Genomic DNA, 12,755 nt, shown 5'->3' with positions numbered 1-12,755 from the left:
GTATTCTTCCCTTGGAGGGCCGCCATGGCCGTATCCTACCCGCGCGACCTGGCCGGCTACGGCCGCAACCCGCCTCATGCGAGATGGCCGGGCGCCGCGCGCATCGCCCTGCAGTTCGTGCTGAACTACGAAGAGGGCGCCGAGAACTGCGTTCTGCACGGCGACCCGGCGTCCGAAACCTTCCTGTCCGAGATCGTCGGCGCCAGCGCCTTCCCGGCGCGCCACATGAGCATGGAATCGCTCTACGAATACGGTTCGCGTGCCGGCCTGTGGCGGCTGCTGCGGCTGTTCGAGGAACATCGCATGCCGCTGACCGTATTTGGCGTCGCCCAGGCGCTCGAACGCCACCGCGACGCGGTCGCGGCCTTTCGCGAACTGGGGCACGAGGTCGCCTGCCACGGCCTGCGCTGGATCTCGTACCAGCATGTCGACGAGGCCACCGAGCGCGCCCACATGCAGCAAGCCGTCGAGATCATGCGCGGCTTGACCGGCGCCGCGCCGCTGGGCTGGTACACGGGACGCGACTCGCCCAATACGCGCCGGCTCGTGGTCGAGCATGGCGGCTTTGCCTACGACGCCGACCACTATGGCGACGACCTGCCGTTCTGGCAGCGGGTCGAGGCGCGCGCTGCGGACGGTTCCGTCCGCAGTGTGCCGCACCTGGTGGTGCCGTATGCGCTCGACACCAACGATATGCGCTTCGCCACCGCTCAGGGCTTCAATTCCGGCGCCCAGTTCTTCGACTACCTGAAGGACGCCTTCGACGTGCTGTACCAGGAGGGCGACCCCGACGGCCTGGACCGGCCCAAGATGCTGTCGATCGGCCTGCACTGCCGCCTGGCGGGACGGCCAGGACGGACGGCGGCGCTGGCGCGCTTTCTCGACTACGTGGCGCGGCATGAGCGGGTGTGGGTGGCGCGCCGGATCGATATCGCCAATCACTGGAAAACGGTGCATCCTTATGAAACAGGACATTGCGGCGCGCTCCGGTAGTATGCATATCTGATGATAACCAATATCAATTGCTGATTATATGAGGGAGGGCGTGCAATGGTAGCCTTCCGCCCTTGGCGAACAGTGAAACCGCATTCGATAACAGGCATGTCAGAACCGATCCGATTCCTCTTCCGTGGCGAGGTGCGCGAATTGCGCGACGCGCCGCCAACGCGAACCATCCTGCAGCACCTGCGGGAGGACCTGCGCTGCACGGGCACCAAGGAAGGCTGTGCCGAAGGCGACTGCGGCGCCTGCACGGTGCTGGTCGGTTCCCTCGAAGACGGCGAACTTGCGCTCAAGGCGGTCAACGCCTGCATCCAGTTCGCGCCCACGCTCGACGGCAAGGCCCTGTTCACGGTCGAAGACCTGGCGCAAGCCGACGGCGCGCTGCACCCGGTGCAGCAGGCCCTGGTCGAATGCCACGGCTCGCAGTGCGGTTTTTGCACGCCGGGTTTCGCGATGTCGCTATGGGGCATGTACCTGAAGCACGAAGGCCGCGCGCCGCAGCGCTGCGAAATCGACGATGCGCTCTCGGGCAATCTGTGCCGCTGCACCGGCTACCGTCCCATCATCGACGCCGCGCGCCGCATGACCGAGCTGCCGCCGGTCGCCTTCGACCGCGCCGCGCTGGCCGGGCGCCTGCGCGGCCTGCAGCGCAGCAACGGTATCACCTACACGGCCCACGGCCAGCACTTCCATGCGCCGCGCACGCTCGACGAGCTGGTGCGCCTGCGCGCCGACCATCCCTGCGCCGTGCTGCTGGCCGGTTCGACCGATGTCGGCCTGTGGGTCACCAAGCAGATGCGCGAACTGGGCGACGTCATCTACCTGGGTCAGGTCGCGGCGCTCAAGACCGTGACCGAGAACGCCGGCATGCTGGAGATCGGCGCCGGCGTATCGCTGCAGGACGCCTATGCGGCGCTGTGCGAACGCTATCGGCTCGAACTGTCCGCATTGTGGCAGCGCTTCGCGTCGCTGCCGATCCGCCATGCCGGCACCCTGGGCGGCAACGTCGCCAACGGTTCGCCGATCGGCGATTCGATGCCGTGGCTGATCGCGCTGGGCAGCCAGGTGGTCTTGCGCGGACCCGAGGGCAGCCGCGTGCTGGCGCTGGAAGATTTCTATCTCGGCTACCAGCAGAAGGACCTGCGTGCGGGCGAGTTCGTGCAGGCCGTGCGCGTGCCGCTGCCGCGCGCCGACCGGTACTTTCGCACCTATAAGCTGGCCAAGCGCTTCGACCAGGACATCTCGGCGGTGTGCGCCGCCTTTGCCATCACGCTCGATGGCGAGACCATCGTCGAGGCGCGCATCGCCTTCGGCGGCATGGCCGCCACGCCGAAGCGCGCCGCCGCAGCCGAAGCCGCGCTGCGCGGCCAGGACTGGGGCGAAGCGACCCTGCGCGCGGCCATGGCGGCGCTCAGCAGCGACTATGCGCCGCTGAGCGATGCGCGCGCCACCGGCAGCTACCGCATGCGCACGGCGCAAAACCTCCTGCGCCGATTCTGGCTCGAGACGCGCCCCGACAATCCGCTGCCGGCCGGCGCGGTCAATGCCTTCGCGCGCCCATGAGGAAACGACCATGAACGACGCCGGCTTGAACCGTACGGACGCCTGGGCCGAAGTGGGCCGCGCACGCAAGCACGAATCCGCCGAGCTGCACGTACGCGGCCAGGCCACCTATACCGACGACATCGCCGAGCTGGCCGGCACCCTGCACGCGGCCCTCGGCCTGTCGGCGCGCGCCCATGCGCGCGTGCATGCGATCGACCTGGCGAAGGTGGCAGCCAGCCGTGGCGTGGTCGCCGTCCTGACAGCGCGCGATATCCCCGGATTGAACGACTGCGGCCCGATCATCCACGACGATCCGATCCTGGCCGACGGCCTCGTTCAGTACGTGGGCCAGCCGCTCTTCATCGTCGTCGCCGATAGTCACGATAACGCCCGCCGCGCAGCGCGCCTGGCGCTGGTCGACTACGAAGACCTGCCGGCCATCCTCACGCCGCAGGCGGCGCGCGCCGCCGCGTCATATGTGCTGCCGCCCATGCGCCTGGCCCGGGGCGACGCCGCGCAGGCATTCGCGCGCGCGCCGCACACGGTCAAGGGCGAGCTGCATGTGGGCGGCCAGGAACAGTTCTACCTCGAGGGACAAATCGCCTATGCGATCCCCGGCGAGGACCGCGGCATGCACGTCTACTGCTCGACCCAGCACCCGAGCGAGATGCAGCACGTGGTCGCGCATGCGCTCGGCCTGCATTCGCACCACGTGACAGTCGAGTGCCGGCGCATGGGCGGCGGCTTCGGCGGCAAGGAATCGCAGTCGGCGCTGTGGGCCGCGGCGGCCGGCATCGCCGCCGTACGCACCGGCCGCCCGGTCAAGCTGCGCGCCGACCGCGACGACGACATGCTGGTCACGGGCAAGCGCCACTGCTTCCACTACGAGTACGAAGTCGGCTACGACGAGTATGGCCGCATCCTGGCGGCGAAGGTCGACATGGTCACGCGCGCCGGCTACTCGGCCGACTTGTCGGGGCCCGTCGCCACGCGCGCCGTCTGCCATTTCGACAACGCCTATTACCTGTCCGACGTCGAGATCCTTGCCGCCTGCGGCAAGACCAATACCCAGTCGAACACCGCCTTTCGCGGCTTCGGCGGACCGCAAGGCGCGATCGCCATCGAGTACGTGATCGACGAGATCGCGCGCAATCTCGGTCGCGACGCGCTCGACATCCGGCGCCTGAACTTCTACGGCAAGCAGGAGCGCAACGTCACGCCGTTCGGTCAGCAAATCGTCGACAACGTGATCCATGAACTGGTGGCCGAACTGGAGGCCGGCAGCGACTACCGCGCACGGCGCGCGGCCGTCGCCGAGTACAACCGCGCCAGCCCCGTATTGAAGAAAGGCCTGGCGCTCACGCCGCTCAAGTTCGGCATCGCCTTCAACGTCACCCACCTGAACCAGGCCGGTGCGCTGGTGCACGTCTACGTGGACGGCTCGGTGCTGGTCAACCATGGCGGCACCGAGATGGGGCAGGGCATCAACACCAAGGTGATGCAGGTGGTGGCGCACGAACTCGGCATCGACCTCGAGCGTGTGCGCGCCACCGCCACCAACACCTCCAAGGTCGCCAACACCTCGGCCACGGCGGCCTCCACGGGCGCGGACCTGAACGGCAAGGCGGCCCAGGATGCGGCGCGCAGGATCCGCGCGCGCCTGGCGGACTATGCCGCCGGCCAATATGGCGGCGAAGCCAGCGAGGTGCGCTTTGCGGCCGGGAATGTCTTCGTCGGCGGCTTGTGCCTGCCGTTCGAGGAGCTGGTGGCCAAGGCCTACCTGGCCCGGGTGCAGCTGTGGTCCGACGGCTTCTATGCGACGCCCGGCCTGCACTGGGTCCCGAAGACCATGACCGGGCGCCCGTTCTCCTACTTCGCCTATGGCGCGGCGGTGTCCGAGGTCGTGCTCGACACGCTCACCGGCGAATGGAAGCTGCTGCGCGTGGATGCGCTGTACGATGCCGGCCGTTCGCTCAATCCGGCGCTCGACATCGGCCAGGTCGAAGGCGCCTTCATCCAGGGCATGGGTTGGCTGACGACGGAAGAACTGTGGTGGAACCCGGCCGGCAAGCTCATGACGCATGCGCCGTCGACCTACAAGATTCCCGCCGTCTCGGATTGTCCCGACGATTTCCGCGTGCGCCTGTTCGACAACGCCAACGTCGAGGACAGCATCCACCGCTCGAAGGCGGTCGGCGAGCCGCCGCTGCTGCTGCCGTTCTCGGTGTTCTTCGCGATCCGCGACGCCATCTCGAGCGTGGGCGAGCACAAGGTCAATCCGCCGCTCAATGCGCCGGCGACGTCCGAGGAGATCCTCGATGCGATCGCCTTTGTCGAGGCGGCGCGCGCGTCATGAACGACTGGCTGAATCTCTGCGAAGGTGAGGCCGCCGTGCTGGTCACCGTCGCAGCCGTGAAAGGTTCGGTGCCGCGCGAGCCAGGGGCGAAGATGCTGGTGCGCGCCCCCGATTTCTACGGCACCATCGGCGGCGGCCACCTCGAGCATCGCGCGCTGGATATCGCCCGCGCCATGCTGCTGCAGGGCGAAGCGCGCCGCTTCGAGCGCTTCGCACTGGGCCCGGGCCTGGGCCAGTGCTGCGGCGGCGTGGCCTGGCTTGCGTTCGAGCGCGCCGAACCGGCGCAACTGGACATCCTGCGGTCGCGCCGCAATCTCGATACCTGGCGCCTGGTCGCCCTCGATGGCGCTTCGGCGTGGCGCTTGCTCGACGACGCCGGACGCCACCTCGGCGGCGCGGCCGGTACGCCGGCCTTCGCATCCGCGCCCGCGACCCGCGTCATGGAGGGCGAGGACGGCCGCCGCTGGCTGCTCGACGCCGTGCTCGCCCCGCGCGACCACCTGATGCTGTTCGGCGCCGGCCACGTCGGCGCCGCGATCGTGCGCGCGCTGGCACCGCTGCCTTGCCGCGTGACCTGGGTCGATGAACGCGACGCCATGTTCCCGGCCGAGGTACCCGCCAACGTGACGATCGAAGCCACCGACACCCCGGAAGCGCTGGTCGAACGCGCGGCCCCCGGTACCAGCTTCCTCGTCATGACCCATAGCCATGCGCTCGACCTGCGCCTGTGCCACGCCATTCTGGCGCGTCCACTTGGTTCGTCCTGCAGAGATTGGTTCGGCCTGATAGGATCGGGGTCCAAGCGCGGCCAGTTCGAGGCGCGCCTGCGCGAACGCGGCATCGATGCCGGGCGCCTGGCCCAGATGGTCTGCCCGATCGGCCTGCCCGGCGTCAAAGGCAAGGCCCCGGCCGTGATCGCCGCCTCCGTCGCGGCCCAGCTGCTGTCCGTGTGGGAAGCAGCCCATCACCCTGAAGCACAACCGGAATTCACGTAATGTCCACCGTATCACCCCCTCTGCATGCCTACCGTGCGAGCTTGCTGCACTTTCGCGCCGACCCGGCTTTCGACGACCAGGCCGCGCTGTGGCACGAAGACGGCCTGCTGGTCGTCGAGGATGGCCGCGTCAAGGCCGCCGGCGATTACGCCGCGCTGGCGTCGACCCTGCCGCCCGGCCTGGAGCCGGTCGACTACCGCGGCAAGGTGATCGCCCCCGGCTTCATCGATACGCACCTGCATTATCCGCAGACCGACATGATCGCCTCGCCGTCGCCCGGCCTGCTGCCATGGCTGGAAACCTATACCTTCCCGAACGAGTGCCGCTTCGAGGACCCTGCGCATGCGCGCGCCACCGCCGAGTTCTTCCTCGACGAGCTGCTGCGCTGCGGCACCACCACCGCCGTGGTGTACTGCACCGTGCACCCGCAGTCGGTCGACGCCTTCTTCGAGGCCAGCGAGGCGCGCAACTTGCGAATGGTGGCGGGAAAGGTGCTGATGGACCGCAACTGCCCGGACTTCCTGCGCGACCTCGAAGGCGATCTTGGCCAGAGCGAAGACCTGATCCACAAATGGCACAAGCGCGGGCGGTCGCTGTACGCGATCACGCCGCGCTTCGCCCCGACCTCGACCGACGTGCAACTGCGCCTGACCGGCGAACTGGCAGCGCGCCACCCGGACACCTTCATCCAGACCCACGTGTCCGAGAACCGGGACGAGTGCGCATGGGTCGCTGAGCTGTTCCCGCAGGCGCGCAGCTATCTCGATGTGTACGAGCGCTTCGGCCTGATGCGTCCGCGCGCGCTGTTCGGCCACTGCATCTGGCTCGACGACGAAGACTTCGCGCGCATGGCGGCCACCGGGTCGGCGGCCGCCGTGTGCCCGACCTCGAACCTGTTCCTGGGCAGCGGCCTGTTCGACTTCGAGCGCGCCGACAGCGCGGGCGCGCTGCTGTCGCTGGGCACCGACGTCGGCGCCGGCACCTCGTTCTCGATGCTGCAGACCATGAACGAAGCCTACAAGGTGGCGCGGCTGAAAGGCAGCTACCTGCCGGCGCTGCGCATGTTCTACCTCGCCACCCTCGGCGCTGCGCGCAGCATGCGCCTGGAAGACACGATCGGCAGTTTCCAGCCCGGCCTGGAAGCCGATTTCGTGGTGCTGGACCCGAAGGCGACGCCGCTTTTGGCGCGCAGGACGGGTCATTGCAACTCGCTCGAAGAGCAGTTGTTCGCACTGGCGCTGCTGGGCGACGACCGCACCATCGCGGCGACCTATTCGGGTGGACGCAAGGTGCATGAACGCGTATTCGCCACATGAGTTTGGCAATATTGCCATTGGTGAACGAAGCAGTTAGAGTTGCGCGATCATATTCATCCAGAAAGCACACGATGCACACCACTTTGACCGGCAGCACGCTGCTGGCGCTGGCCGTGGCCGTGGCCGCGGTCCCGGCCGCCGCCTGGGCCAAGGAACCCGCCGCCAACCCCAATGAAGCGGCCACCGCCCGCCACTATGCGGGCCTGATCGAAGGCAGCCAGCCCAAACTGTCCGAGCTGACGATGTTCTTCACCCAGATGCCGAAAGGCGGCGACCTGCACCACCATTATTCGGGGTCGGTGTATGCCGAGTCGTATACCGGGTTCGTCGACCAGCAGGGCTTCTGCATCAACACGCAGACCTGGCGCATCGAGACCGACAAGGCGGTGATCGCCGCCGAGCGCGCCAAGCCGGCGCCCCAGCGCGTGTGCAAATCGGGCGCCGAGGTGCGGGCCGACGAAGACACCTGGCGCGAGGTCGCCAAGCGCTGGTCGAACAAGGATTTCCATAACCACACCAACCTGCAGCCGGCGCCCGACCAGCGCTTTTTCCAGACCTTCGGCTACTTCGGCCCGGTGGCTAACGACAACCTGCGCGAAGGCCTGCAAGAGATCAAGCAGCGCGCGATCGCCGAGAACGTGGGCTACATCGAAACCATGTTCCTGCTGTCGCCCTTCGTGGCCAACCCCGACTTCGACAGCCAGGCCTGGGCCGACGCCGGCGACGATGGGGCGCTCGACAAGCTACTGCGCGCCAAGCTGGCCGCGCTGGACAAGGACGCCGCCTTCAACAAGTCGATCGACGATTTCGTCAAGCAGATCCGCGACGCGTCGGAAGGCATCGACGACGAGCGCTTCACCATGCGCTACCAGAACTACACGCTGCGCCTGCTGAATCCGTCGCAGGTGTTCTCGGCGATGGTGTCGAGCTTCAAGGCCGCCGACAAGGGTGGACGCGTCGTGGGCCTGAACATCGTCGGCCAGGAAAGCACGCACGTCTCGATGCGCGACTACACCCTGCACATGAAGATGTTCCGCTTCCTGAAGTCGGTCTATCCGAACGTGAGGGTGGCGATGCACGCCGGCGAGCTGGCCCTGGGCGACGTGCCGCCGGAGGGCCTGAAGTTCCACATCGACCAGGCACTGGCCGTGGCCGGCGCCAACCGCATCGGGCATGGCCTGGACCTGGCGCACGAGGCGAATGCACCGGCGATCATGAAGACCATGCGCGAAAAGGACATCCCGGTCGAGATCAACCTGACCTCGAACGCCTTCATCAGCGGGGTATCGGGCGCGGACCATCCGCTCAACCTGTACCGGAAATACGGCGTGCCCTACGTGATCTCGACCGACGACGCCGGCGTAACCCGCCACACGCTGTCGCATGAGTATGTACAGTTCGCCAGCCAGTTCAAGCCGAGCTACGCGGAAGTGAAAAAAGCCTCGTACGCGAGCATCCGTTATGCCTTCTTGCCCGTGGCGGAAAAGCAACGATTGACCCGCCAGCTGGATCAGCGTTACACGGAATTCGAGGCCAAGATCGCGTCGCTGAACGCGACGGCCCTTCGCGCCAAATAATGTGTGACACCATCGGTCCGGCGCGCGTCGGGCCGATAGCTTGTCATAAATCTTCTACGACTTTTTGGCAATAAGTTAATGCAAAATTAACTTATGTCGCCTTCTCGCTACAAAAATCTTTGTTCCCTACGCACTTCCACTGAATTTTTATCAAAAAAATTCCAGCGAGGAATGCCGCACATATAATCCCGCCTTGTCATATTCCGGTCTAAACGACGCTGATTATGTCGTGTATTGACAACACTTACCCGGGGATTTAGTCGAAAAAGCTCTGAATAACGAAGCCAAATCGAATTTGTCGGCTTGTTCAAAGCTCATGCATATTGGCGGAATTCCGCTGTATGACATCACTCCACCGCGTCATTTTGTTGAAATATTGTGACGATACAATCGCAGCCGCTTGTCGGCTGGAAACGCCGACGCACCAAAGCACAGATTAAGCAGTACATCGTAGGGGAGGGCGCTCGCTCGGGCGCCCAACAATAATTGACGTTCTTTTTGGGGTATTCAATGATCACTCAACAACAGATCCGGCTCACCAAGTTGGCGCTGGCTTTGTCGGTTGCACTGGCGGCGTCGCCGTCGTTCGCACAGAACACCACCTCGGCCATCGGCGGCCGTATCTCGAACGCTGCGGGCGCACCGGCTGCCGGCGCGCAAGTGCAGGTCCTGCACGTCGAGTCGGGTTCTGTCAGCAATGTCGTCACTGACGCGGAAGGCCGCTACACCGCGCGCGGCCTGCGTGTGGGTGGTCCTTATACCATTACCATCACCAAGGACGGCGTCACCGAGACGCGCAACAACGTCTTCGTCGAACTGGCCCAGACCGCGACCGTCGATGCCACCGTCGGCATCCAGACCGTGACGGTGGCAGGTTCCGCTGTCCGTTCGGAGATCTTCTCGAGCAACAACATGGGCTCGGGTACCTCGATCAGCAACACCCAGCTGCAGACCCAGGCGTCGATCAACCGCAACCTGCAGGACTATGCCCGCGCCGACCCGCGCGTGTCGCAGACCGACAAGGACCGCGGCGAAATCTCGGTCGCCGGCCAGAACTCGCGCTACAACTCGATGACCATCGACGGCGTCGCGATCAATGACACCTTCGGCCTGGAGTCGAACGGCAGCCCGACCGCGCGCCAGCCGATCTCGATCGAAGCGATCCAGTCGGTGCAGGTCAACGTCGCCAACTACGACGTCACCCAGAAGGGCTACACCGGCGCCAACATCAACGCCGTGACCAAGTCGGGTACCAATACCTATCGTGGCGGCGTGTACTACGTGTTCCGCAACGACACCATGTCGGGCGACCGCTACAACCCGGTCACCGATGTCTACAGCGACGCACCGAAATCGAAAGAAACCACCAAGGGTGTCTGGGCATCGGGTCCGCTGATCCAGGACAAGCTGTTCATCTTCGCCCTGGCCGAAAACTTCGAGAGCTCGCGTTCGAGCCCTGACTTCGGACCGATCGGCTCCGGCACCGGCACCACCGTCGGCATCACCCAGTCGGCCATCGCCGGCGCGCAGCAGATCGCCCAGGGCTATGGCGTCGACATCGGCACCTCGGCCGTCCCGACCGGCGCCATGCTGACCTCGAAAGAGCGCATGGTGAAGTTCGACTGGAACATCACCGACGACCACCGCGCCAACCTGCGTTACGCCAAGACCACCCAGGGCGAGCCGTTCTTCCCGGGCTTCTCGAACACCGGCGTCGGCCTGTCGTCGAGCTTCTACAACCAGGGCAAGGAAATCGAGACCGTCGTCGGCCAGGTGTTCTCGGACTGGACCCCGAACTTCTCGACCGAGTTCAAGTACTCGACCCGCGACTACGATTCGGCCCCGGTCAACGCGACCCGCACGCCATCGATGGCCCTGCAGTTCTCCGGCGCACTGCCGGAAGGCGCGCCGGCCGGCCTGGCCAGCGGTAACCGCTTCCTGAACTTCGGTACCGAGCGCAGCCGTCACAACAACGTGCTGGGCAACAAGACCACCGACCTGTATGCGGGCGCCAACTGGATCGTGGGCGACCACGAGCTGAAATTCGGCGCCGACCATACCAAGACCGAGATCTACAACGCCTTCCTGCAAGGCGTGTTCGGTGAATACACCTTCGCCTGCCTGGAGTCGACCGACGCCAACTTCTACAGCTTCGGCGCCCTGCCGAGCTGCGCCCGCGCGACCAATGCGCAGGTCGAAGCCGCCGTGCTCGAGAACTTCCGCCGTGGCCGTCCGCTGAGCTACAGCGTGCAGCGCGGCCTGCCAGGCGCATCGATCGAAGACGCAATCGCCCAGTTCGAGACCAAGAACACCGGTCTCTTCCTGCAGGACACCTGGGCCGTCAACGACCAGCTGACCCTGACCTACGGCGTGCGTTACGACCGTAACGACATCGGCAACCGTCCGCTGTACAACGCCGCCGCGGCCCAGCCGCTGGTGGCCGGCAACCCGGCAACTGGCGCGCGCCAGTCGGGTGGCTTCGGTCTGGACAACACCCAGACCATCGACGGCACCGACCTGGTCCAGCCGCGCTTCGGCTTCAACTACCGCTTCGACAAGTCGCCGCGTCCAACCCAGCTGCGCGGCGGTTTCGGCCTGTTCCAGGGTGCGGCTGCCGCCGTCTGGATGTCGAACCCGTTCTCGAACTCGGGCGTGGCTACCGCGACCATCAGCTGCTCGGGCACCGGCGCAACCCGCTGCCCGACCACCGGTGGCCTGTTCAGCGCCAATCCGGATGCCCAGCCGAACGTGTCGGGCGCCGTGCCTGCCGCCAACGTCGACTTCCTGGATCCGGGCTTCCGCCAGCCGGCGATCTGGAAGACCAACCTGGCCTTCGACACCGAACTGCCATGGGGCGGCCTGGTGTTCGGTGGTGAGCTGCTGTACACCAAGAACAAGCACGGCATCTACTACGAGCACCTGAACCTGGGCGCTCCGACCGCGATCGGCGCAGCCGACGGCCGTCAGCTGTTCTGGAATGCGGCCGGCCTGGCGCAGTCGAGCTACGGCGTGACGAACAACGCCGCGACCGTGATCAGCAACAGCGGCGCAACCAGCCGCGCGCTGAGCAACCGCAGCTTCAACAACGTGCTGGTGGCGCGCGATACCGACAAGGGCGACGCGAAAGTGATCACCATGTCGCTGTCGCAGCCGATGACGAAGGGCCTGGGCTGGTCGGTGTCGTACACCTACACCGACGCGACCGAAGTCTCGCCGCTGACCTCGTCGGTGTCGAACTCGAACTTCAACGGCCGTTCGGTGTTCAACCCGAACGAAGAAGTCGCCGCGACCTCGAGCTACGCCATCAAGAACCGCGTGAACGCGTTGCTGAACTTCCAGAAGAAGTTCTTCGACAACTACAACACCCGTTTCGGCGTGTTCTACGAAGGTCGTGAAGGCCGTCCGTACAGCTGGACGTTCAATAACGACATGAACGGCGACAACCTGGCCGGTAACGACCTGATGTACATCCCGACCGCGTTCGGTTCCGGCGAAGTCGTGTTCTACGGCGACACCGCGGCCAACCGCTCGAACGAGCAGCGCTTCTGGGACGTCGTCAACGCCAACAAGGGCCTGCATGGCGCCGCCGGTGGTGTCGTGAAGCGTAACAACAGCACCTCGGAATGGGTCAACACCTTCGACCTGCGCGTCAGCCAGGAAATTCCAGGCCTGTTCAAGCGCAACAAGGCGACCTTCACGCTCGACTTCATGAACTTCGGCAACCTGCTGAACAAGAAGTGGGGCCGTACCGAAGAAGTCGCGTTCCAGTCGAACGGTGGCCAGGCGCGCAGCTTCGTCGACTTCGCGGGTACCGATGCACAGGGCCGTTACGTCTACGTCGTGCGTAACGATGTCGAGCGTCAAGACCTGAAGCAGTCGAAGGGCGAGTCGCAGTGGGCGATCCAGGCAACCCTGAAGTACGAATTCTAAGCAAGCCGAATTAGTAGCATAGGTAGTCAAGTAC

The 12,755-nt window shown here is 65.6% G+C and carries 7 protein-coding genes; all 7 read left to right on the top strand.

The genetic code is table 11. From position 1 onward, the window contains the following. The first annotated feature begins 24 nt into the window (after positions 1-24). The gene (gene puuE / locus AC56KW_RS06595) at positions 25-993 is read left to right on the top strand and encodes an allantoinase PuuE (protein ID WP_497169942.1); all 969 of its coding nucleotides are present in this window, start codon (positions 25-27) and stop codon (positions 991-993) included. A 108-nt stretch (positions 994-1,101) separates the two neighbouring features. Then, complete coding sequence (gene xdhA / locus AC56KW_RS06590) at positions 1,102-2,565, top strand: xanthine dehydrogenase small subunit (protein ID WP_497169941.1); 1,464 nt, start codon at positions 1,102-1,104, stop codon at positions 2,563-2,565. A 10-nt stretch (positions 2,566-2,575) separates the two neighbouring features. After that, the gene (gene xdhB, locus AC56KW_RS06585; protein ID WP_497169940.1) at positions 2,576-4,903 is read left to right on the top strand and encodes a xanthine dehydrogenase molybdopterin binding subunit; all 2,328 of its coding nucleotides are present in this window, start codon (positions 2,576-2,578) and stop codon (positions 4,901-4,903) included. Then, positions 4,900-5,898, top strand: coding sequence for a xanthine dehydrogenase accessory protein XdhC (xdhC, locus tag AC56KW_RS06580; RefSeq protein WP_497169939.1), 999 nt, complete (start codon positions 4,900-4,902; stop codon positions 5,896-5,898). Before xdhB ends, xdhC begins: the two co-directional genes overlap by 4 nt. After that, entirely contained in the window at positions 5,898-7,214 is a 1,317-nt protein-coding gene (guaD, locus tag AC56KW_RS06575; protein WP_497169938.1) for a guanine deaminase, read from the top strand. The genes xdhC and guaD overlap by 1 nt, the downstream gene beginning before the upstream one ends. Before the next feature lie 71 nt (positions 7,215-7,285). Continuing rightward, positions 7,286-8,791 carry an adenosine deaminase family protein gene (locus tag AC56KW_RS06570; RefSeq protein WP_497169937.1) on the top strand — a complete coding sequence of 502 codons (1,506 nt, stop codon included), beginning with the start codon at positions 7,286-7,288 and terminating at the stop codon, positions 8,789-8,791. 510 nt (positions 8,792-9,301) lie between these two features. Then, positions 9,302-12,721 (top strand): TonB-dependent receptor, encoded by a 3,420-nt coding sequence (locus tag AC56KW_RS06565; protein ID WP_497169936.1) that lies wholly within the window; start codon positions 9,302-9,304, stop codon positions 12,719-12,721. The last annotated feature ends 34 nt before the right edge of the window (positions 12,722-12,755 follow it).

This window comes from Telluria sp. RT2P19 (assembly GCF_059685725.1).
This window is presented reverse-complemented; position numbering and strand designations above follow the sequence as displayed.

Coding starts and splice junctions, on each gene's coding strand:
- guaD (WP_497169938.1), top strand. CDS start 5,898: ATGTCCACCGTATCACCCCCTCTGCATGCCTACCGTGCGAGCTTGCTG.
- xdhA (WP_497169941.1), top strand. CDS start 1,102: ATGTCAGAACCGATCCGATTCCTCTTCCGTGGCGAGGTGCGCGAATTG.
- AC56KW_RS06570 (WP_497169937.1), top strand. CDS start 7,286: ATGCACACCACTTTGACCGGCAGCACGCTGCTGGCGCTGGCCGTGGCC.
- xdhC (WP_497169939.1), top strand. CDS start 4,900: ATGAACGACTGGCTGAATCTCTGCGAAGGTGAGGCCGCCGTGCTGGTC.
- xdhB (WP_497169940.1), top strand. CDS start 2,576: ATGAACGACGCCGGCTTGAACCGTACGGACGCCTGGGCCGAAGTGGGC.
- AC56KW_RS06565 (WP_497169936.1), top strand. CDS start 9,302: ATGATCACTCAACAACAGATCCGGCTCACCAAGTTGGCGCTGGCTTTG.
- puuE (WP_497169942.1), top strand. CDS start 25: ATGGCCGTATCCTACCCGCGCGACCTGGCCGGCTACGGCCGCAACCCG.